This window comes from Streptomyces anthophorae (assembly GCF_049310305.1).
Taxonomy (GTDB): Bacteria; Actinomycetota; Actinomycetes; order Streptomycetales; family Streptomycetaceae; genus Streptomyces.
On record NZ_JBLWQQ010000001.1, the window covers coordinates 8,528,838 to 8,551,661 of the forward strand.

Here is a 22,824-nt window from a genome sequence, read left to right on the forward strand (position 1 = left end):
CGCTGTGCTCACCCCATCAGGAGGTTTGTCCCGCATGTCGTCCGTCACCGCACCGTCGTACACCGAGCGCGCCCGCGACCTTCACCCCGAACTCGTCGCGCTGCGCCGCGCCCTGCACCGCGAACCCGAACTCGGCCTCCAGCTGCCCCGCACCCAGGAGAAGATCCTCGCCGCCCTCGACGGACTGCCCCTGGAGATCACCACCGGCAAGGACCTCAGCTCGGTCACCGCCGTCCTGCGCGGCGGCAGGCCCGGCGGCGCCGTCCTGCTGCGCGCCGACATGGACGCCCTGCCCATCATCGAGAACAGCGGCGTCGACTACGCCTCCCAGCTGCCCGGCGCCATGCACGCCTGCGGCCACGACCTGCACACCGCCGGACTCGTCGGCGCCGCACGGCTGCTGGCCGAGCGCCGCGAACACCTCGCGGGCGACGTCGTGTTCATGTTCCAGCCCGGCGAGGAGGGCTTCGGCGGCGCCCGCGTCGTGCTCGACGAGGGGCTCCTGAACGCGGCCGGAAAGCCCGTCGACGCGGCGTACGCGCTGCACGTCGCCGCCGACCGGCTGCCCGGCGGCATGGTGTCCAGCCGGGCCGGCACCGTCACCTCCGCCTCCGACGTCCTGAGCGTCACCGTCCGCGGACAGGGCGGCCACGGCTCCACCCCGTACGCCGCCAAGGACCCCATCGCCGTGGCCTGCGAGCTCGTCGGCGCGATCCAGACCTGGGTGACCCGCCGCTTCGACATCTTCGACCCGGCCGTCGTCACCGTCGGCACCTTCCACGCCGGTACGCAGCAGAACGTCATCCCCGAGACCGCGACGTTCGAGGCCACCGTGCGCAGCTACTCCGAGCCCGTCCACGCACGCCTCATCGAGGGCCTGCCCCGCCTGGTGCGCGGCATCGCCGAGGCGCACGGCGTCGAGGCCGAGGTGACGTACGACGTGCAGTACCCGGTCACCGTCAACGCGCCGGACGAGACCGCCTTCGCGCTCGACACCGCCCGCGAGCTGTTCGGCGCCGAGCAGGTCCACGAGTCGCCCAAGCCGGCCAACGGCTCCGAGGACTTCGCCTTCGTCCTCCAGCGCACCCCCGGCGCGATGCTGCTCGTCGGCGCCGCCCCCGAGGGCGCCGACCCGGCGCGCACCGCAGGGAACCACTCTCCGCGCGCCGTCTTCGACGACCGCGTCCTGCCCCGCCAGGCCGCGCTGCTCGCCGCGCTCGCCGAGGGCCGCCTCACCCGGGGAGCCGCCGCATGAGCGGGGCGACCGCACCGCCCGCGGGCGGCAAGGTGCGCGCCGTGGTCGGCCTGCTCATCGCCTTCGAGCTGATCAGCGGATTCCTCCAGGGCGCCGCCATCCCGCTGGTCCCCGAGCTCCAGCACTGGCAGGGCATCGGCACGGGACAGGCCCAGTGGATCACCTCCGTGCAGTATCTGGCCGCGGCCGTCAGCGTCCCCGCCCTCGGCCGCCTCGGCGACCTGTACGGACACCGGCGCATGATCAGGATCGCCCTCGCCACCATCGCCGTCGGCACCCTGCTCGTCGCCTGCGCCCCCAACCTCGGCGTACTGCTGCTCGGCCGCGCCCTGATGGGACCGCTCGCCGCGCTGCTGCCGCTGGAGATCGGCCTGGTGCGCGACCGGCTCAGCGTCGACGGCGGGCGCCGGGCCGTCGGCCTCCTCGTCGGCTCGCTCACCCTCGGCTCCGTCCTGGGCCACGCGCTGGCCGGACCGCTCCTCGCCCTCCTCGGCGAACTGCGGCCCACGCTGTTCGCGCTCGCCGGGCTGGCCGTCGCGTGCGTCGCCCTGTCGTTCATGGCGATCCCCGAGTCCCGCACCCGGGCGAAGGGCCGCATGGACTGGTCGGGGGCGGCCCTGCTGGCCGTGGCCCTCGTCCTGCTGCTCGGCACGGTCTCCCGGGGCTCCGGCTGGGGCTGGGCGTCGGCGCCCACGCTGGGCGGTCTCGCCGTGGCCGTGTCCCTGCTGTACGTCTGGGCCCGCCTCCAACTCCGCAACCCCGACGCCCTGGTGGACGTGCGCGCCCTCGGCCGCCGCGCGAGCGCCCCGTACTACGCCTCCGGGTTCGTGCTCGGCGCCGTCCTGCTGGGCGGCCAGACCGTCGCCGTCAGCTTCATGGCGACGGCGCCCAAGGAGACGGGCTACGGGTTCGGCCTCGCGGCCTGGCAGATCAGCCTGTGCGGGATCATCCCGCACGTCATGGCCTTCGTCGGCTCCTCGCTGTGCGCGAACCTCGCGGGACGGATCGGCTACCGCCGCCTCCTGCTGCTCGCCTTCACCCTGTTGACCTGCGGATACGGCGGGCTGATCGCGCTGCACACGGGTCTGGTGCCGTTCACCGTCGCCAACGCCCTGGTGGGCTTCGGCGTCGGCCTCGCGCTCGGCGGGCTGCCCACCGTGATCGTGGAGAGCAGCGCGGCCGACCGCACGGCGAGCGCCACCGCCGTCTACAACAACTTCAAGACACTCGGCGGCAGCGTCGGCGGAGCCGTGTTCGGTGTCGTCCTCGGCGCCCTCGTGATCGGCTCGACGACCACCCCGACCCTGTCGGCGTACGTGACGATCTGGACCTGCGCCGCGGTGGCCTGCCTGGCGGCGGTCGGCGTCCAACTCCTGGCGCGCCCGCCCCGCGCCACTCCCACGGAGCCCGCCGCCCCGCTCGCCTCGGCACCGCACCCGTCCGCCTGAGGCCCGCACCCGTGCCCTTGGCTAACCTGCACGGATGAGCACCGACCTGACCCTGCTGCCCCGCGTCGCCCATCGCGGGCAGGAGGTCACCGCGCCCCGGCTGCGCGGCCTGCTCGCCCTCCTCGCGAGCGAGCCGCGCACCGGGTGCAGCACGGAACGGCTCGTCGCGGGGCTGTGGCCCGAGGACCTGCCGCAGCGCCCCGGCAAGGCGGTACAGGTCCTCGTCGCACGGGCGCGCGCCCAGCTCGGCGCCGACCTCATCACGAGCACACCGACCGGCTACCGGCTCGCCCTCACCGAGGACCAGGTCGACAGCTCCGCGCTGCTGCGGAACGCCGCCGTGTGCGCACAGCGGGCCGGGGCAGGGGACCACGCCGGCGCGCTGGCCGCGGCCGAGGCCGGGCTCGCCCTGTGGGAGGGCGAACCGGAGGACGACGGCGGCACGGACGACCCCGTGGCCGCGCTGCGCGCCGAACGCGCCCCGGTCCACCGGGACCTCGCCCGCGCACGGGCCCTCGCACTCGCCCGGCTCGGCCGGTACGCGCAGGCGACGGGACCACTGGAGCGGACCCTCGCACGGCAGCCGCGCGACGAGGAGGTCCTCGCCGAACTGCTGCGCGCCGAGGCGGCCACGGCCGGACCACCCACGGCGCTGGCCCGCTACGAGACGTACCGCCGCGCGATCCGGGAGGAGCTGGGCGCCGAACCGGGCAGTCGCCTCCGCACCGTCCACGACGAGTTGCTGCGCGACGAACCAGCCGTCGTGCGGCACGGCGTCCCCCACGAACCGAACCGACTCATCGGCCGCGACCAGGACATCGCCGCGGTGGAGCGGCTGCTGGGCGACGCGCGGGCCGTCACCGTCGTCGGCCCCGGCGGACTCGGCAAGACCCGGCTCGCGTACGCGGTGACCCGCCGGGCGGACCAACGGATCGTGCACGCCGTGCCGTTGGCCGGCCTCCCCGCGGACGCGGACATCGCCGCGGCGGTCGCCTCCGCGCTGGGCGTGGGGGAGGGGCGCCACGGGGCCGTCGGCGGGCACGCTCCGGGCGACCCGGTGTCCGGCATCGTCGGGGCCCTCGGCGCCGGACCCGCGCTGCTGGTCCTCGACAACTGCGAGCACGTCGTCGCGGGCGTCGCCGACCTCGTCCAGGCGCTGCTGTCCCGCGCCCGCGACCTGCGCGTGCTCGCCACCAGCAGGTCGCCGTTGGGGTTGACCTCCGAGGCCGTGTACGCGCTGCCCGCACTGGGCCCCGACACCTCCGCCCAGCTGTTCGCCCAACGGGCCAGGGCCGCAAGGCCCGGCGCCGACCTGCCCCCGGCCGCGGTCGCCGAACTGTGCGGACACCTCGACGGGCTGCCGCTCGCCGTGGAACTGGCCGCCGCGCGCGTGCGATCCCTGTCCGTGCCCGAGATCGCGCGCCGTCTCGCCGACCGCTTCGCCCTGCTGCGCGGCGGCGTCCGCGACGTGCCCGAACGCCACCGCACCCTGCACGCCGTCGTCGAATGGAGCTGGAACCTGCTCGCCGACGAGGCCCGCGCCGCCATGCGCACGCTGTCCGTCTTCCCCGGCGGGTTCACCGCCGACGCGGCGGAACGGGTCATCGGCGACACCGCGCCGGATGTGCTGGAACAGCTCGTCGAACAGTCGCTGTTGACCGTCGCCGACACGGCGTCAGGGGTCCGGTTCCGGATGCTGGAGACCGTACGGGAGTTCAGCGCGGCCCGGCGCACGGAATCCGGCGAGGAGGAACGGTCCGTCGGCCAACTCTGCGCCTGGGCAAGAGAGTTCGGCGTCGCCCATCACGACACCCTCCTCGGTCCGCACTCCCCGGACACCCGGGACCTGATCAAGGCCGAGCAGGACAACCTCGTGCCCGCCCTCCGGTACGCCCTGGCCCGCGGGGAGGCAGCCACCACCGCCGCCGTCACCGCCGTGCTCGCCGCCCTGTGGTCCACCGACTCCGACTTCGCCCGCCTGTCCGCCCTCGCTGCCGACACCGGCGGCCCGCTCTCGCACTACCGTCCCGAACCCGAGTACGTCGAAGTGGCCCGCGCCGCGGCCGTGTTGTGCGCGGCGAGCCTCATGGTGGACCACGCTCCGCGCGTCCTGCGCCATCTCGTCACCCTGCGCCGACTGCCCCCGGCCCCACCGGACACGCTGCTGCGCGCCATCGCGGTGGTGCTGGTCGCCGTACCCGAGATGCTGCCTCCCCACTACGGCGTCCTGCGCGAACTCTGCGCCAGCGAGTACCCGTTGGTCGCCTCGGTCGCCGAGAGCGTCGCCACGTACGTCTGGGAGTACGAGCACGACATCGACCGCACGCTCGCCTCTGCCCGGCGGGCCGTCGAGGTCCTCGGGCCGGTCGACAGCCCGCCCCTGGAGGTCATGGGCCGCTCACGTCTGAGCCAGCTGTGCCTGACGACGGGGGACGGCGACGCCGCCTACCGGCATCTCGGGGCGGCCCGCGAGGCACTGCCCCGGTTCGGCGACGAGAACGACTACGTCGGCATCCGCTGGGGCTTCGCGCTCGCCTGCCTGCAACGCGGGGACCCGGACGAGGCCGAGGCCTGGCAGCGCCGCGCGGAGGCCGACGGTACCGCGCAGAAGGACCCCTTCTACAGCCCCGACCTGGGAGTACGCGCCGAGATCGCGCTCGCCCGCGGCGACACCGCGAGCGGGCTCGACCTGTGGCGCCGCGCCGTGGACCGGCTGCCCGTCGCCGGCGCACAGTACGACGGCGAGCTCTGGCACGACCCGTGGGCCCTCCAGATCCAGGCGACGGCGGTGACGGCGCACGCGTACGCGGGCCGCCTCGCACCGGTCGCCGACACGGTCGACCGGCTGCGCGAGGTGTTCGCCGGGCCGGCCGCCGCCCTCGTCGGCCTCCCGGTCCTCGGCACCGTGCTGCACGCGCTCGGCGCGGCCGGCCTCACGGACCGCGCCCGCACGTCCGCGCGGGCCCTCGCCCTGGCCGAACGCCTGTGGGTGCTCCGCGACTTCCAGCCCACGATGGCCCCCGACCGGGCCCGCCGCGCGGCCGAACACGCGGACCGGGCGGCGTACACGGCCGCGGTGGCCGAGTACGCCGCCCTGGGCCGCGACGAACTGTGGGAGGCGGCCCGAGCGACCACCGTGTAGGGCGGGTACGCCTTGAGCCGGGGACCGGTGACGCGTTGCCCCTACTTCGGATCGCGGTTGAACAGCGCCCGCGACCAGAGGAACCCGAGCGTGGTCAGGGCCAGGCACCAGGCGACCGCGAGCCACCCGTTGTGACCGATCTCCGAGCCGAGCAGCAGTCCGCGCAGCGTCTCGATCAGCGGTGTGAACGGCTGGTACTCGGCCACCGGCTGGAACCAGCCGGGCATCGCGTCGATGGGCACGAAGGCGCTGGAGATGAACGGGAGGATGATCAGCGGCATCGCGTTGTTGCCGGCCGCCTCGGCGTTCGGACTGGCCAGGCCGAGACCGACGGCCACCCAGCTCAGCGCCACGGCCACCAGCACCGTCAGGCCGAACGCCGCCAGCCACTCCAGGACCGTCGCGTCCGTGGAACGGAAACCGATGGCCACCGCCACCGCGCCGACGACCAGCACACCGGCGACCGCCTGCAACACGCTGCCCACGACGTGCCCGACCAGGACGGACCCGCGGTGGATGGCCATCGTACGGAAACGGGCCATGATCCCCTCCGTCATGTCCATCGTGACGGAGATCGCCGTCCCGGCCGGAACGGCGCCGATGGTCATGAGCAGGATGCCCGGCACGAGATAGCCGATGTACGCGGCGCGGTCGGCGGAGCCGCCGCCGATCCCCGCGCTCATCACGTCGCCGAAGACGTACACGAAGAGCAGCAGCAGGACGATGGGTGTCAGCAGGATGTTCAGGGTGAGCGAGGGGTAGCGGCGGGCGTGCAGGAGGTTGCGGCGCAGCATCGTGGACGAGTCGCGCACGGCGAGGGACAGGGCGGTACCGCTCATCGCAGGGCCCCCTCGGGCCGGGGAGTGTGCTCGACGTCGCCGGTCAGCGCGAAGAACACGTCGTCGAGGTCGGGGGTGTGCACGGACAGTTCGTCCGCCTCGACGCCCGCCGCGTCCAGCCAGTCGAGCACGGAGCGCAGCTCGCGCTGGGTGCCGTCGCTGGGGATCCGCACCGTCAGCGCCTCGTCGTCCGTGGTGACATCGCGCAGGACGGCGACGGCCGCCCGGTAGCCGCCCGGATCGGTGAACCGCAACCGCACATGGCCGCCCGGCACCAGCCGCTTCAGCTCCTCGGCGGAGCCGGTGGCGGCGATCCGGCCGTGGCTCAGCACGGCGATCCGGTCGGCCAGTTCATCGGCCTCGTCCAGGTACTGCGTGGTGAGGAAGACGGTGACCCCGTCGGCGACCAGCTCGCGGATCATGCGCCACATGGTGTGGCGGCTGCGCGGGTCCAGCCCGGTCGTCGGCTCGTCGAGGAAGAGGATCCGCGGGGAGCCGACCAGCGTCATGGCGATGTCGAGGCGGCGCGTCATGCCGCCGGAGTACGTCGACGCGGGCTTCTTCGCGGCCTCGGTGAGCTCGAAGCGGTCGAGGAGCGCGGCGGCCGCCCGACGGCCCTCGCGCCGGGGCAGATGGTGCAGATCCGCCATGAGGTGCATGTTCTCCTCGCCGGTGATCAGCCCGTCGACGGCCGAGAACTGCCCGGTCACACCGATCGCCGCGCGCACGGCCTGCGGGTCGGCGGCCAGATCGTGCCCGCCGACGGACAGCTCGCCCGCGTCGGCGGTGACGAGCGTGGAAAGGATCCGGACGGCGGTGGTCTTCCCCGCACCGTTCGGCCCGAGCAACGAGAACACGGAACCGGCGGGCACCGCGAGATCGATCCCGTCGAGAACGGTCTTGCCGCCGAAGGCCTTCCTCAGGCCGCGCGCTTCAATGGCGAGCGGTGGTGGGGAGGTGGGTGTCGTGGTGGTCATGCCGCAGATGCTGCGGCACGCCGCACTCAGCATGGCTTCAGCCCGGTTTCAGCGGTCTGGTGCTCATGAACGGGCCTGGGCATGCTGAGACGCAAGGACAACGGTGAAGGAGCCGCCATGCCCAGCGATTCCCGTGACGACGAAGCGGCCGCCCTCCGCCGGAAGGCGAAGAAGGCCGACGAGCTTCGCCGCCGCCGTCGGCAGGAGGAAGAGGCGAAGGCGGCCCAGCACCAGGCGCAGGACGACGCTGCGAGGGCCGCCCAGCAGCAGTGGGGCTGAGCCGCCCCCCGTTCCACCGTCTCCGTAGGGCCCACCGGGCGATCGTCCCGGTGGGCCCTACGTGCTGACGGGTGGCCTGAATCGGCACCCGCCACCTTGCTCCCGCAGTCTTGCCGGAAGCGCCTGCCCGTGCTGTGATGCCAACTGCCCCTCCAGGCAACAATGTTCAACGAAGTCCAACGCAATACACCGCAGTTGCACAGACCCGAGCGGCGAGCCGCCACTCTTCCTCGACGCGTTCCAGCACAGGAGGATCCGTGCGCACGAGAAGCTCCAGACGTTTCAGAACCCTCAGAAGTCCCGGAGAACCCCGAACGCTCAGGCGTCACGCAAGGCACCTGTCCCTGCTCCTCACCGCGGCCCTGGGCCTCAGCGCGCTCGCCGTGGCCCCGTCCGGCGCGGCCGCGGGCGCGGACGACGAGCCCGTCGTGCCGCACGGCCTGAAGGGCGAGTACTACACCCAGTCCGCCGCGGGCGCCTTCGACTTCGACCAGCTCAAGGCCACCGGCTTCGACCCGCAGATCGACTTCAACAGCCTGGAGTCCCGGCTCTCGTCGGCGACCGGGCGTGCGGACGACGCGAGCGTCCGCTGGACCGGAAAGCTGGTGCCGGAGAAGTCCGGGCCGACAACGTTGTCAATGATCGGTGACAACGGCTTCCGGCTCTGGGTCGACAACAAGCTGGTCATCGACCACTGGGTCGACGACTGGGACAAGGAACAGACCTCCCAGCCCGTCGACCTGACCGCGGGCAAGGCGGTCGACATTAAGGTCGAGTACTTCGAGCACTACGGCGGCTCCAACCTCCACCTGCGCTGGACCGAACCCGGCGCGCAGAAGGAGGCCATCCCGTCCTCCGCGTTCCGGCTGCCCGACGACTGGAAGTACGACGGCGCCATCGGCACCACCGTGCTCGGCGACGGCCGCACCCTGAAGCTGGACTTCGCGCAGAAGCTGGGCGCCGTCCCCGGTGACATCGACGGTCACCTCAAGGCCGTCATCGGCGGCGCCACCTGGCCGCTCGGCAAGGTCGAGGCCGACCCCGACGACCCGCGCGCGCTGCTCGTGGGCCTCGACGAGCCGGTCGTCGGCAACAAGGACGGCGACGCCCCCGGCCAGGCCGACGTCACGTACGACGGCAAGGGCGGTCTGACCGGCGGCGACGGCACGGCCGTCGGCTCCTTCTGGTCGAGCGGCCCGAACCACTCGACGCACGAGCTGACCACCAAGTGGGGCGACGACGTCACCCCGGCCAACGCCCACCGCGAGTACCCGCGCCCCCAGCTCACCCGCGACAAGTGGCAGAACCTCAACGGCAGTTGGCAGTTCGCCGCCGCCAAGGAGGGCGAGCAGCCGCCCGTCGGCAAGAACCTCGGCGAGAAGATCCTCGTGCCCTACCCGGTCGAGTCCCAGCTCTCCGGCATCGAGCGCCACGAGGACCGCATGTGGTACCGGCGCACCTTCACCGTGCCCGCCGACTGGAAGGTCGGCGACAAGCAGCGGCTGCGGCTCAACTTCGGCGCCGTGGACTGGAAGTCGGAGATCTACGTCAACGGCAAGAAGGTCGCCGATCACAAGGGCGGCTACGACAAGTTCAGCGCCGACGTCACCGACGCCCTCAAGCCGGGCCGCACCCAGGAGCTGATCGTCGGCGTCTACGACCCGACCGACGCCGACAACGCCGAGAACCCGCCCATGGGCAAGCAGCGCCTGGACCCCAGCGGCATCTGGTACACCCCGTCCTCGGGCATCTGGCAGACCGTGTGGATGGAGCCGGTCGCCGCCGACCACGCCGCCGACCTCAAGGTGACGCCGAACGTGAAGACGGGCGAAGTGGCCGTGTCCGCCACGGGAGTTCGTGACGGCGTTCCCGTCACGGCGACGGCGTACGCGGACGGCAAGAAGGTCGCCACCGCCACCGGCACCTCCGGCGGACCGGTCACCCTGAAGATCGCCAAGCCGCACCTGTGGTCGCCCGACGACCCGTTCCTCTACGACCTCAAGGTGAGCGTCGGAAGCGACAAGGTCGGCAGCTACTTCGGGATGCGCTCGATCTCCGTCGAGAAGGTGAACGGCACCCCGCGCACCCTGCTCAACGGCAAGCCGACGTTCCTGATGGCCACCCTCGACCAGGGGTTCTGGCCCGACGGCCTGCACACCGCACCCAGCGACGAGGCGCTCGCGTACGACCTGAAGATGCACAAGAAGATGGGCTTCAACTCGGTCCGCAAGCACATCAAGGTGGAACCCGACCGCTGGTTCTACTGGGCCGACAAGCTCGGCCTCATGGTCTGGCAGGACATGCCGGCGATGGAGGCTGGGAAGACCCCGTCCACCGAGGCGCGCGCCGAGTACGAGCGCGAGATGAAGACCATGATCGACCAGCACATCAACCACCCGTCGGTCGTCATGTGGGTCACCTTCAACGAGGGCTGGGGCCAGTACGACGAGGGCCGCATCGCCGAGCAGGCGAAGTCCTGGGACCCGACGCGGCTGATCAACGGCCAGTCGGGGCTCAACCTCGGACGTGACGGCGGCGCCGGCGACATCATGGACGAACACGGCTACCCGAGCCCCGCCCTGCCGCCGAAGCCCGACGGCGAACGTGCCCTGGTCGCGGGCGAGTACGGCGGCCTCGGCCTCGCGGTGCCAGGGCATGCCTGGTCGGTCCAGCAGTCCTACGTCGACGTGGACCCGGCGACGTACACGGACGACTACCTCAAGAAGCTGGACGAGGTGCACAAGCTGGCCTGCAAGGGCGGCAACGGCGCGGTCTACACGCAGATCTCCGACGTCGAGGGCGAGCTGAACGGCCTGCTCACCTACGACCGCCGCGTCGTCAAGCCCGACGTGAAGCGGGTCTCCGACGCCCAGCGGGCGCTGATCCGCGACGCCTCGCAGGACACCGTGGCGAACTGCTCCTGACCCGTACGCCCCCGGGGCGGGCCCGTACCTGTGGGCCCGCCCCTTTCTCGTAGGAGGCAGCTCATGACCGTGACGCGACGCGGCGTGCTACAGGCGGCGACGGTGGCCTGTGCGGCCACCGCGTGGGGCGGTGCGACGACAGCGACGGCCCGCGCGGACGCGACAGGGCCGTCGGCCGACGCGTTCACGCGCCTGCCGGTCGGCAGTGTCACCGCCGACGGCTGGCTCGCCGGCCAACTGCGTCTTGAACTGGCCGGGTTGTGCGGGCAGTACGAGAAGCGGTCGCACTTCCTGGACATGGACACCTGCGGCTGGATCCACCCGGAACTCGGCGGCTGGGAGGAAGTCCCGTACTGGCTGCGGGGGTTCGTGCCCCTCGCGATCGCCACGCGCGACGCCGACGCGCTCGCCACGTGCCGGCGCTGGATCGAGCCCATCCTCGCCACCCAGCAGTCCGACGGATTCTTCGGCCCGCGCTCCCTGCGGACCTCGCTCAACGGCGGCCCGGACTTCTGGCCGTTCCTGCCCCTGCTCATGGCGCTGCGCACGTGGCAGGAGTACACGCACGACGAGCGCATCGTGCCATTCCTGGCACGGTTCATGACCTACATGGCGGCCCAGGGCAAGGGCGCCTTCGACAGCAGTTGGGTCTCCGTGCGCTGGGGCGACGGCATCGACACCGCGCGCTGGCTGTACGAGCGCACCGGTGATGCCCACCTCCTCGGCCTCGTCGACAAGATGCACCGCTACGGCGCCGACTGGACGGGCGAGCTCCCCACCCCGCACAACGTCAACATCGCCCAGGGCTTCCGTGAACCCGCCCAGTACGCCCAGTGGGCCACCGAAGGGGAGGAGGAACTGCGCCGCGCCACCTACCGCACCTACGAGCACGTGCTCGCGGAGTACGGCCAGTTCCCCGGTGGTGGCATGGCGGGGGACGAGAACGCCAGGCCCGGCTTCGGCGACCCCCGCCAGGGCTTCGAGACCTGCGGCATCGTCGAGTTCATGGCCAGCCACGAGCTGCTGACCCGGATCACCGGCGATCCCGTGTGGGCGGACCGCTGCGAGGACCTCGCCTTCAACATGCTCCCGGCCGCCCTGGACCCGACCGGCAAGGGCATCCACTACATCACCAGCGCCAACGGCATCGATCTCGACAACACCCGCAAGACCAACGGGCAGTTCCAGAACGGCTTCGCCATGCAGTCCTATCAGCCAGGAGTCGACCAGTACCGGTGCTGCCCGCACAACTACGGCATGGGCTGGCCCTACTTCACCGAGGAGCTGTGGCTCGCGGCCCCCGGCGGCGGGCTCGTGGCCGCGATGTACGCGCCGTGCGAGGTGCGCACCGAGGTGGGCGACGGGGTCGAGGCCACGGTGCGGGAGGAGACGGACTACCCGTTCGACGAGACGGTGACCCTGCGGATCGGCGTGGAACGGGCGGTGGAGTTCCCGTTGCGGTTGCGCATTCCGGGGTGGTGCGAGGCGCCGCGCCTGACGGTCAACGGGCGTGCGGTGAAGGCCGCGAAGGGGCCCTCGTTCGCGGAGGTCCGCCGCACCTGGCGGGACGGCGACGAGGTGCGCCTGCGCCTGCCGCACAGGACGGCGCTGCGCACTTGGAGCGGCAACCACGACAGCGTCAGCGTCGACCGCGGCCCGCTCACGTACTCGCTGAGGATCGGTGAGCGGTATGTGCGCACGGGCGGCGACGACACCTTCCCCGAGTACGAGGTGCACGCCACCACCCCGTGGAACTACGGCCTGGTCCCCGGCGGTTCGATCACCGCACACCACAGGGAAGGGCCGCTCGCGGACAATCCCTTCACCCTCGACGGCACACCGCTCACGCTCACGGCGCGGGCCCGCCGCGTCCCCGAGTGGATCTCCGACGAGGAGGGCGTCGTCGCACCTCTCCAGCCGAGCCCCGCGCGCAGCCGCGCGGCGGCGGAGGACGTGACCCTGGTGCCGATGGGGGCTGCCCGGCTGCGGATCACCGCATTCCCGACGGCGACCCCGAACGGCAGGCCGTGGACACCGGAACCGCGCCATCACCGTGTGCTGAACCGGCACAGCGGAAAGGTCCTCGCGGTGGACGGCATGTCCACCGACAACGATGCGCGGGTCGTACAGTTCCGCAACTCCGGCACCGGCGACCACGCGTGGCAGCTCCTCGCGGCCGGCGGCGGTGGGCTGCGCATCCGCAACGGACAGAGCGGCAAGTACCTCGCGGTGAAGGGGAGTTCGACGGCCGACAGCGCCGTGGTCGTGCAGTACGAGGACGACGGCAGCAGCCGGGAGGACCTCATGTGGGAGCGGGAGGACCAGGGCGACGGCTGGTTCCTGCTGCGCAACCGGCACAGCGGCAAGGTGCTCGGCGTCGACGGCATGTCCACCGCCGACAGCGCGCAGGTCGTCCAGTTCTCCGACAACGGGACGGAGGATCATCTGTGGCGCCTTGAGTCTTGACGGGCCGTTGGGGCGCGCGAAGAATGACCAGCCATGCTGACAACGTTGTCGAGGGGTGCATGATGAGAAGGCGCAGAAGACCCGTCCACCGCACGCTGGGGGTGCTCGCCGGGGCAGTCGCGCTGCTCGGTGCCGGACTCGCGGCGCCCGCCGCGGCCTCCGCCCCGCCCGCGGGCGGCCAACTGACCGATCTGGTCAACCCGTTCATCGGCACCGAGAACGAGGGCAACACCTATCCGGGCGCCGCCGTGCCCTTCGGGATGGTGCAGCTCTCGCCCGACACCGGGCACAACACCGGCTACGACTACTCGGAGAACCACATCCGCGGGTTCTCCGCCGTCCATCTGTCCGGTGTGGGCTGCGGGTTGGGCGGCGATCTGCCGGTGCTGCCGACCGTGGGCGACATCGGGAGCACGGACTACGCGAAGTACGCGGCCGAGTTCAGCCACGACGACGAGCAGGCCTCGCCCGGCTACTACAAGGTGGGCCTGAAGTCCGGGGTCGACGCCGAGCTGAGCGCCACCAAGCGGACCGGCGTGCAGAAGTACACGTTCCCGGCCACCGGCAAGGCCAACGTGATGATCAACGCCGGCCAGTCGCTGCACAAGACCGTGCACACCAAGGTCGACATCCTCGACAGCAGGACCGTGCGCACCGCCATCACCGGCAGCGGCTTCTGCCAGGACACCAAGCAGTACACGCTCTACACGATCACCAGGTTCGACCGGCCCTTCACCAGTTCGGGCACCTGGAAGGGCGACACCGTCACCGCGGGCTCCAAGGCCTCGGCCGCGGACGCCGAGCGCAACGGCGCGTACGTCCGCTTCGACACCGGCAAGGACCGCACCGTCGAGGCGACCACCGCGATCTCCTACGTCGACGCGCACGGCGCCGCGCTCAACCTCGCCAAGGAGGGCGGCCGTTCCTTCGACTCGGTGCGCGGCGCGGCGCGGTCCGCGTGGGAGGACCGGCTCGACGACGTGAAGGCGCAGGGCGGCAGCGAGACGCTGCGCCGCACCTTCTACTCCTCGCTGTACCGCTCGTTCCTCGCGCCGAACATCGGCAGCGACGTGGACGGCCGCTACACCGGCTGGGACCAGAAGATCCACCGCGCCGACGGGTTCACGTACTACCAGAACTGGTCGCTCTGGGACACGTACCGCACCCAGGCGCAGCTTCTGTCCCTGCTCGCCCCGCGCGAGTCGCGGGACATGGCCCTGTCGGTGATCCGGATCGACAAGGACAGCGGCTGGCTGCCCAAGTGGGGCTACGGCACGGTCGAGACGAACATCATGACCGGCGACCCGGTCACCCCGTTCCTCACCAACGCCTATCAGCAGGGCCTGCTCAAGGGGCACGAGGAGGACGCCTACCGGGCGCTGAAGAAGAACGCCGACGGCGTGCCGCCGGCCGACTCCGCCCCCGTGGGCCGCGAGGCCAACAAGGAGTACCTCGCCGACGGTTTCGCGCCGTACATCAAGGACCGCGCACACGTGAAGCCCGGCGACTCCGATTACGACCACGGGGCCTCGGCCACCCTGGAGTACGCCCTGTCCGACGCCATGCTCGGCCAGATGGCGAAGGAGCTGGGCCACAAGGACGACGCGAAGCGGTACGCCGAGCGGGCGCAGAACTACCGGAAGATCTTCGACGACTCGACCGGATTCTTCCGTGCGCGCGACGCGTCCGGTGCCTTCACCGGGCCCGCCGACCCGGCCAAGAGCGAGGGCTTCCACGAGGGGACGTCCTGGCAGTACCAGTGGCTCGTGCCGCAGGACCTGCCCGGCATGGTCGGCCTGATCGGCGGAAAGGACGCCGCCAACAAGCGGCTCGACTCGTTCTTCGCCTACGACGAGCTGGTCAAGGACCCGGCGAAGACCGCCCGCGAGGTGTGGGTCAACGGGCCGTACGACTACTACAACGCCGACAAGTACAACCCGCAGAACGAGCCCGACCTGATCGCGCCGTACACGTATCTCTCCACCGGCCAGCCGTGGAAGACCACCGACGTGGTGCACGCCGCGCTGACCCTGTTCACCGACACCCCGACCGGCATGACCGGCAATGACGACCTGGGCACGATGTCGGCCTGGAACGTCCTGTCGTCGATCGGGATCTTCCCGGTGCAGCCCGGAACCGACACGTGGAGCCTGTCGACGCCCGTCTTCGAGCGGGTCGACGTCACGCTCGACCGGCGCTACTACCCGAAGGGCGCGCTGACCGTGCGGGCGCCCGGCACCTCGGAGGACAACCGCTACATCCAGTCGGCGCGGACGGACGGCGCCGCGTACGACAAGACGTATCTGACCACGGAGGATCTGCGGGGCCTGCGGAACCTGTCCTTCACCGTCGGCGGCGAGCCCTCGGTGTGGGGGACCGGTGCCGACGCGGCGCCGCCCGCTCTCAAGTGACGTAAAAGACACGTCACTTGAGTGGTCCACTGCGTCACATGAGGCCCGCCCCTCCCAGAGGGGCGGGTCTTCATCAGTTGTTAACGCAGAGTGGCGTGATCGTACTTGACCGTAATCGACTGGGAGAGGTTGACTGCCCTCTCCCGTTGTCGACGCGAGAGCCCTCCATGACCTCTCTGAGTTCGGACTTGCTCGCTCCACTCGACCTGACCTTCTGGAACATCGAGACCGCCGAACACCCCATGCACCTGGGGGCACTGGGCGTCTTCGAGGCCGAAGGACCCGGCGCCGCCCAGCACGCCTTCGAGCTGCTCGCCGCCCGCGCCGCGGGGGTGCCGGGCCTGCGCATGCGGATCGCCGGGGTGCTCGTGCCGGTCGGTGGCGCGGCCCGCGTGCCCGCCGCCGACTTCGACCCGCTCGACCACGTGTGGCTGACCGGTCCCGTGGAGGACTTCCACGCCGCCGCCGGCGCGCTCATGGAACACCCGCTCGACCGCGGCCGCCCGCCGTGGGAGGCGCACGTCCTGCCCGCCGCCGACGGCGCGTCGTTCGCCGTGCTCTTCAAGTTCCACCACGCCCTGGCCGACGGCCTGCGCGCCCTGACCCTCGCCGCCGGCGTCATGGACCCCATGGACCTGCCCACCGGACGCGCCCCGAAGGAGGCGCCCGCCCCGCGCCGCGGACTGCGCCTGCCGGTCCCCGGCATGCGCGAGATCACGCTCGGTGACCTCGACCCGCGCCGCTACGCCGACCACGTGCGCACGCTGGCGGCCACCGCCACGCAGGCCGTGTCCATCGGCGCCTCCGTCGCCCGCGCCACCTGGGGCGTGCGCACCTCGCCCGCGCTCACCTCGAAGGCCAGCGGCACCCGGCGCACCGCCGGGATCGTGCTCGACCTCGACGACGTGCACCGCATCCGCAAGACGGTCGGCGGCACGGTGAACGATGTGCTGATCGCCGTGGTCGCGGGGGCCGTGCGCCGCTGGCTCGACGAGCGCGGCGACGGCAGCGAAGGCGTCGAGCCCCGCGCCCTCGTCCCGGTCTCCCGCCGCAGGCCCCGCACCGCGAACCCGCAGGGCAACCGGCTCTCCGGCTACCTGGTCCGCCTCCCCGTCGCCGAGCCCGACCCGGTGGAGCGGCTGCGCGCCGTCCGCGCCTCCATGGACCGGCACAAGGACGCCGGGCCCTCGCGCGGCGCGGGCGCCGTCGCCCTGCTCGCCGACCATGTGCCGCCGCTCGGCCTCCGCCTCGGCGGCGGCCTCGTCGGCCAGAACGCACGCCTCCTGTTCGACCTGCTCGTCACCAGCGTCCCGCTGCCCAGCCTCGGCCTGAAACTGGGCGGCTGCCCGCTCACCGAGGTCTTCCCGCTGGCGCCGCTGGCCCAGGGCCAGTCCCTCGCCGTCGCCGTGTCGACGTACCGCGGTCGGGTCCACTACGGGCTCGTCGCCGACGCGGCCGCCGTGCCGGACCTCGACGTGCTGGCACGGGCCGTACGGGAGGAGGTCGCCGAGCTGGTCGCCGTCTGCGAGACGGGTGTGTGACACGCATGTGCGAGGCGCGGGTGTGAGGCATCCGTCCAGGGCGGAGTGACGCCCGTCATTTGGCCGGTCCCGATCCCGCCAGTATCCTCCGGATCTGGCGGGATCAACCGAGTGACCTGTAAGGTGCCGCCTTTTGGCAGCCGCGCGGCCCTCAAGGATTCCTCGCGGCACGAGCGACACGAGGAACAGCAGCGGCGATGACCGTGACAGAGGACAACAAGCCCGCCGACGGCACGGGGGCCGGCGAGAACGGCGACGTCGTCTACGGCCCCGGCATCGACCCCGAGCGGCTCGCCGTCTGCCTCAGCGTGCTGGAGGAGCTCGACGAGATCGACGTCGACCACCCCGACGCGATCACCGTCCGCCGCGCCACCGCCGGCATCTACCGGACCGTGAAGCAGCGCCGCCGCCAGGAGCGCCGCGCCGCCAAGACCGCCCACGACAAGGCGGTCACCGAGGCGACGGCGACCGGGTCCGCGCAGCGCATCGACGACGAGACCGAGGGCATCCTGCCGTCCTCGCAGACCGAGGAGGGGCGGCTCGCCGGGATACTCCAGCGCCCCCGCTCCTGCTACACCTGCAAGACCCGGTACGTGGAAGTCGACTACTTCTACCACCAGCTCTGTCCCGACTGCGCCCGCCTGAACCGCACCAAGCGCGACGCCCGCGCCGACCTCTCCGGCAAGCGCGCCCTGCTCACCGGCGGCCGCGCCAAGATCGGCATGTACATCGCGCTGCGCCTGCTGCGCGACGGCGCGCACACCACGATCACCACCCGGTTCCCCAAGGACGCCATCCGCCGCTTCAAGGCGATGGAGGACTCGGCGGACTGGATCCACCGCCTCGAGGTCGTCGGCATCGACCTGCGCGACCCGGGCCAGGCCGTCGCCCTCGCCGAGCAGGTGTCCGCCGCGGGCCCGCTCGACATCCTCATCAACAACGCGACGCAGACCGTGCGCCGGCTGCCCTCCGCCTACGCCGCCCTCGTCGACGGCGAGAGCGCGCCGCTGCCCGCGGGCGAGCTGCCGCCGCACACCGTCATCGGCGCCTTCAACTCGGGCTCCGTCGACGGCATCCAGGCGCTGCCCCTCGGCACCAGCGGCATCGACGCCCAGAAGGTCGCCGACCTCGCGCTGGTCGCGGGCAACGCGAGCGTCGAGCGGCACCTCGACGGCTCCGCGATCGACGCGGGCGGCCTCGTCCCCGACGTCGTCGAGTCCAACACCTGGGTGCAGACCATCGACCAGATCTCCCCGGTCGAGCTCCTCGAGACCCAGCTGTGCAACTACACGTCGCCGTTCATCCTGATCAGCGCGCTGCGCCCGGCCATGTCCGACGCCGCGAAGAAGGCGGAGAGCGGACGCGCGTACGTCGTGAACGTCTCGGCGATGGAGGGCGTGTTCGGCCGCGGCTACAAGGGCGCGGGCCACCCGAACACCAACGCCGCCAAGGCCGCGATGAACATGGTGACCCGCACCAGCGCGCAGGAGATGTTCCAGGCCGACGGCATCCTCATGACCTCCGTCGACACCGGCTGGATCACCGACGAGCGCCCGCACTACGACAAGCTGCGCCTCGCCGAGGAGGGCTTCCACGCCCCGCTCGACCTGGTCGACGGCGCGGCCCGCGTCTACGACCCCGTCGTGCGCGGCGAGGCCGGCGACGACGTGTACGGCGTCTTCCTGAAGGACTACGAGCCCGGCAAGTGGTGACGCAGCCGCTGGTGGACGGCGTCGTTCGCGGCGCCGCCCGCTGACGCGGCGCGCACCCGCGTGCCGCCGTCCACCAGGAGATCGGCGCCGGTGATCCAGGACGCCTCGTCCGACACCAGCCAGCGCACCGCGCGCGCCACGTCCTCCGGCTCCCCGATCCGCCCGGCCGGAAGCCCCGCCGCCACCGACTCCTCGGCCCGCTCCCATACGAAGCGGGCCATCTCGGTGCGCACCAGGCCGGGGGAGACGGAGTTCACCCGCACCAACGGGCCCATCTCGCCCGCCAGTTGAGCGGTCAGGTGCAAAAGCGCCGCCTTGCTGGTGCCGTACGCGCCGACGTTCGGGCCGACATGGCCCGCGCCCTCCGTGCACACATTGACGACGGCGCCGCCGTGCTCGCCCATCCACGCCCGCCACGCGCACTGCACAAGCCGCAGCGGCGCCTCGACGTTCACCGTGAACGCCGTGCGCCAGGCGTCCGGATCTGCGTCCATGAGCGGGCCGTACGGCTGGTTGGTCGCGGCGTTGTTCACGACGATGTCGACCCGTCCGAACTCCGCCATCGTCCGCTCCGTCACCTCCCACAGATGCGCCGGATCGGCCACGGAGCCGGGCACCCCCACGGCTTGCGCGCCGCGCGCCCGCAGCGCCGCGACGGCCTCCCGCACCCCGTGCGGATCCCGGGCGGTCACGCACAGCAGGGCGCCGCAGTCGGCGAGTTCCTCCGCGATCGCGCGGCCGATGCCGCGCGAGGCACCGGTCACGACGGCCGCCCTGCCGTCGAGCACACGCGGGTGATCCGTGGGAGCCATCGAGGACGCAGCCATGGGCGTACGGTCTCATGGGCGGCTCGTGCGTGACGATGTGTCAGCCGTGCACGGTTCGTGGGCCGTTTGTAGAGGTGGGGCTAGCGCACGTACGACGCGTTCGCGGCCGCCACGAGTTCGAGGACCGGGCGCCAGTCCTCCAGGACCCCCGCGTCCAGGCCCACGACCTTGCCCGCGTCGTCCGCCTGCCGCAGCGTCACCGCGTCCTCGGCGTGCGGGTCCGCCTCGAACGCCGCCACCTCCCACGGCGTCATCGGCCCGCCCTGAACGCCCAGCGTCAGCGCGCTCTGCGCGGACAGGCCGCGCCCCGGCTCGGTCGTCGCCAGATACCGCTTCGCCGGCACATGGAGCCGGACGAGCTGGGCCACCCGCTCGCCGAGCAGCCCGCGCACCGCGTCCGCCGCCCGGTCCGCGTGCCCCGCGTCGTCGCCCGGGCACAGCAGATGCCCGAGGTCGTGGACGAGCCCCGCGACCTGCAACTCCTTGTCGCTGGGCCGGGAGCGGCGCAGCAGCGCCGCCGTCTGGAGCGCGTGATCGTGCAGATCGACCGGGTCACCGCTGCGGTCCGGGGTGTCCCAGGCGCCCCGGCAGGCGTTCAACGAGGCCATCAGTTCCTCGACGGTGCGCAGTTCGACGCGTTCCATGGACGACTCCTCCCGAAGCTCTTCCGCAGCCTGCCCGGAAGCAGACCATGGCGAACCGAGGACCAGCCGACCCACCGGTCAACGGGACGTGAACGCTGTCCCTTTTCACCCATGGTGCAGAATTGCCCGCATGCGCCGCCTCACCCTCCCTGCTCTCCTGGTGACCCTCCTGGTCACCGTGGTGGGCGCGGCATGGGGCGGCGACTTCGGCGGCGCGCCCGTGAAACCGGCCCCGGCCCTCGCGTCCGTGCAGCAGGTGTCGGCGCCCGGCGGCACGACCGACTGCGACCCGCAGGGTCAGCACGCCCCCGACAGCCGTCAGGGTGTGCCCTCGCGCGGCACGAGCGCCCACGAACTGCTCGCCCCGCTCGCGTACGCGCACGGGCACGGCGTCACCGCGCCGCTCACCGGCATCGTGCCGCCGACCCCGGCGGGCCGCGGCCCGCCGCCGCCCAACGATCCGCCCACCCCGGTCGAACTGTCCGTCCTGCGCGTGTAGATGACGCCCCGCCCCACCCGTCATCACGCATTCCCCACGCACGCAAGGACTACTTCGTCATGCCCAAGAACACCACCACCACCCGCACCAAGCAGCGCCGCTCCGCCGCCATCGCCGCCGCGGTCGCGGTGGCCGCGATCCTCCTCGGCACCGTCTCGTACACCGCGACCAGGCCCGAGGCCCGTACCGACGTGGCGGACGTGTCCGATCAGCAGGCGGACGGTGCCGAGGCCAACGACGAGCTGACCGACAAGCTCACCAAGCTGGCCCGGCGCGACGCCAAGGACCCGCTCGCGCAGGGCCGTGCCGACGCGCCCGTGGTCCTCATCGAATACGCCGACTTCAAATGCGGCTACTGCGGCAAGTTCGCCCGCGACACCGAGCCCGACCTGGTGAAGAAGTACGTCGACGACGGCACGCTGCGCATCGAGTGGCGCAACTTCCCGATCTTCGGCGCCGACTCGCAGTCCGCCGCGCGCGCCGCCTGGGCGGCCGGGGAGCAGGGCCGCTTCTGGCAGTTCCACAAGGCGGCCTACGCCGACGGCGCCAAGGACAAGGGCTTCGGCGCCGACCGCCTCGACGCGCTCGCCCGCGAGGCCGGGGTGAAGGACCTCGACCGGTTCCGCACCGACCGCGAGGGCAAGGCGGCGCAGGCCGCGGTGAAGCAGGACAGCGACGAGGCGTACGCGCTCGGCGCCACCTCCACGCCGTCGTTCCTCATCAACGGGCAGCCCATCGCGGGCGCCCAGCCCGAGGCCGCGTTCGAGCAGGCCATCGAGGCGGCGAAGGCCCAGTCCGCCCCGGAGTCCGGCGGCGGCAAGTGAGCGACATCGGCTACTTCGCGGCGTTCCTCGGCGGCCTGCTCGCGCTGCTCAGCCCGTGCAGCGCGCTGTTGCTGCCCGCGTTCTTCGCGTACTCCATCGACAGCCCGACCCGGCTCGTCGCCCGCACCGGCGTCTTCTACCTGGGGCTCGCCACCACTCTGGTCCCGCTCGGCGCCGCCGGCTCGTACGCGGGCCGCTTCTTCTACGGCAACCGCGATCTGCTGGTCTCCGTCGGCGGCTGGCTGATCATCGCGCTCGGGGTGCTGCAAATCGCCGGACGCGGCTTCGCCTCGCGCCGCATGTCGGAGCTTTCCGGCCGTATCCGCCCCACCAACGCGGTCTCGGTGTACGCGCTCGGGGCGGTCTACGGCCTCGCCGGTTTCTGTGCGGGACCGATCCTCGGCAGCGTCCTGACGGTCGCGGCACTGGGCGGACACCCGGTGTACGGCGGGGCGCTGCTCGCCGTGTACGCCCTGGGCATGGCGGTGCCACTGTTCCTGCTCGCCCTGTTGTGGGAACGCTTCGACCTCGGCAAGAAGCGGTGGCTCCGCGGCCGCCCGGTCCGGATCGGCCGGTTCGAGACGCACTCGACGTCGCTCGCGTCCGGACTGTTCTTCCTGGCGCTCGGCACGCTGTTCCTCGTCTTCGACGGGACGACGGCGCTGCCCGGACTCCTCGACGTCGACAACTCGTTCGCCGCCGAGCAGTGGGCGCGGGGCATGGGGGACCGGGTGCCGGACCTGCTCGTCCCCGTCGTGGCCGTCGTGCTGGTGGGTGCGTACTTCGTCGTACGGGCCCTGCGCGGGCGCGCGGAGAGCGTGCCGGTCGAGGGCGAATAGCGTGCGCGGGCAGGGGGCGAGTTGACGCCAATCTCCCGCGTCGGCCGCCCCCGCCCCACACGCCCCGCCGGCCCCGGACGACGCTTCGGGCCGTGTCGCCACCGCGCGGCGACACGCCGCGATGTCCTGAAGTGCCCCCGTACGAGCGAAAACCTGTCGCGCCGGACCCGGTGGCCGTGGCTGAATGAACGCCAGGC

The 22,824-nt window shown here is 72.2% G+C and carries 16 protein-coding genes; 12 read left to right on the plus strand and 4 right to left on the minus strand.

The genetic code is table 11. From position 1 onward, the window contains the following. Positions 1-34 precede the first annotated feature (34 nt). Genes ACNYS0_RS38845 through ACNYS0_RS38855 form a run of 3 tightly spaced genes read left to right on the plus strand, consistent with a single transcriptional unit; the run spans position 35 to position 5,845 of the window. Positions 35-1,255, plus strand: a complete 1,221-nt coding sequence (locus tag ACNYS0_RS38845) for a M20 metallopeptidase family protein (RefSeq protein ID WP_422480918.1) — start codon at positions 35-37, stop codon at positions 1,253-1,255. After that, on the plus strand, positions 1,252-2,703 hold the full coding sequence (locus tag ACNYS0_RS38850) for an MFS transporter (RefSeq protein WP_422480920.1): 1,452 nt from the start codon (positions 1,252-1,254) through the stop codon (positions 2,701-2,703). The genes ACNYS0_RS38845 and ACNYS0_RS38850 overlap by 4 nt, the downstream gene beginning before the upstream one ends. A gap of 34 nt (positions 2,704-2,737) precedes the next feature. Further along, positions 2,738-5,845, plus strand: a complete 3,108-nt coding sequence (locus ACNYS0_RS38855; RefSeq protein ID WP_422480922.1) for an ATP-binding protein — start codon at positions 2,738-2,740, stop codon at positions 5,843-5,845. 41 nt (positions 5,846-5,886) lie between these two features. On the opposite strand, the gene ACNYS0_RS38860 is transcribed toward ACNYS0_RS38855, so the two are convergent. Then, complete coding sequence (locus ACNYS0_RS38860) at positions 5,887-6,684, minus strand: ABC transporter permease (protein ID WP_422480924.1); 798 nt, start codon at positions 6,682-6,684, stop codon at positions 5,887-5,889. Then, on the minus strand, positions 6,681-7,661 hold the full coding sequence (locus ACNYS0_RS38865) for an ATP-binding cassette domain-containing protein (RefSeq protein ID WP_422480926.1): 981 nt from the start codon (positions 7,659-7,661) through the stop codon (positions 6,681-6,683). Before ACNYS0_RS38865 ends, ACNYS0_RS38860 begins: the two co-directional genes overlap by 4 nt. Before the next feature lie 117 nt (positions 7,662-7,778). Here ACNYS0_RS38865 and ACNYS0_RS38870 point away from each other — a divergent pair, with 117 nt between their 5' ends. From ACNYS0_RS38870 to ACNYS0_RS38895, 6 genes are all read left to right on the plus strand, one after another. Further along, positions 7,779-7,940 (plus strand): hypothetical protein, encoded by a 162-nt coding sequence (locus ACNYS0_RS38870; protein ID WP_422480928.1) that lies wholly within the window; start codon positions 7,779-7,781, stop codon positions 7,938-7,940. A gap of 137 nt (positions 7,941-8,077) precedes the next feature. Beyond that, positions 8,078-10,864, plus strand: coding sequence for a PA14 domain-containing protein (locus ACNYS0_RS38875; RefSeq protein ID WP_422480930.1), 2,787 nt, complete (start codon positions 8,078-8,080; stop codon positions 10,862-10,864). 63 nt (positions 10,865-10,927) lie between these two features. Then, entirely contained in the window at positions 10,928-13,330 is a 2,403-nt protein-coding gene (locus ACNYS0_RS38880) for a beta-L-arabinofuranosidase domain-containing protein (RefSeq protein WP_422480932.1), read from the plus strand. Between the two features lie 62 nt (positions 13,331-13,392). Then, positions 13,393-15,741, plus strand: coding sequence for a GH92 family glycosyl hydrolase (locus ACNYS0_RS38885; RefSeq protein WP_422480934.1), 2,349 nt, complete (start codon positions 13,393-13,395; stop codon positions 15,739-15,741). Between the two features lie 176 nt (positions 15,742-15,917). Beyond that, positions 15,918-17,282: a wax ester/triacylglycerol synthase family O-acyltransferase gene (locus tag ACNYS0_RS38890; protein ID WP_422482885.1), complete on the plus strand. Its 1,365-nt coding sequence runs from the start codon at positions 15,918-15,920 to the stop codon at positions 17,280-17,282. Between the two features lie 197 nt (positions 17,283-17,479). After that, positions 17,480-18,994 carry an SDR family NAD(P)-dependent oxidoreductase gene (locus tag ACNYS0_RS38895; RefSeq protein WP_422480936.1) on the plus strand — a complete coding sequence of 505 codons (1,515 nt, stop codon included), beginning with the start codon at positions 17,480-17,482 and terminating at the stop codon, positions 18,992-18,994. Here ACNYS0_RS38895 and ACNYS0_RS38900 read toward each other — a convergent pair. Continuing rightward, positions 18,973-19,821, minus strand: coding sequence for an SDR family oxidoreductase (locus ACNYS0_RS38900; protein WP_422480938.1), 849 nt, complete (start codon positions 19,819-19,821; stop codon positions 18,973-18,975). The two genes, ACNYS0_RS38895 and ACNYS0_RS38900, sit on opposite strands and share 22 nt — an antisense overlap. Before the next feature lie 80 nt (positions 19,822-19,901). After that, complete coding sequence (locus ACNYS0_RS38905) at positions 19,902-20,465, minus strand: HD domain-containing protein (protein WP_422480940.1); 564 nt, start codon at positions 20,463-20,465, stop codon at positions 19,902-19,904. A gap of 130 nt (positions 20,466-20,595) precedes the next feature. Between ACNYS0_RS38905 and ACNYS0_RS38910 the strand changes: the two genes are divergently transcribed. Genes ACNYS0_RS38910 through ACNYS0_RS38920 form a run of 3 tightly spaced genes read left to right on the plus strand, consistent with a single transcriptional unit; the run spans position 20,596 to position 22,627 of the window. Further along, positions 20,596-20,964: a hypothetical protein gene (locus ACNYS0_RS38910; protein ID WP_422480942.1), complete on the plus strand. Its 369-nt coding sequence runs from the start codon at positions 20,596-20,598 to the stop codon at positions 20,962-20,964. 59 nt (positions 20,965-21,023) lie between these two features. After that, on the plus strand, positions 21,024-21,788 hold the full coding sequence (locus ACNYS0_RS38915) for a DsbA family protein (RefSeq protein ID WP_422480944.1): 765 nt from the start codon (positions 21,024-21,026) through the stop codon (positions 21,786-21,788). Then, complete coding sequence (locus tag ACNYS0_RS38920; protein WP_422480946.1) at positions 21,785-22,627, plus strand: cytochrome c biogenesis CcdA family protein; 843 nt, start codon at positions 21,785-21,787, stop codon at positions 22,625-22,627. Before ACNYS0_RS38915 ends, ACNYS0_RS38920 begins: the two co-directional genes overlap by 4 nt. Positions 22,628-22,824 lie beyond the last annotated feature (197 nt).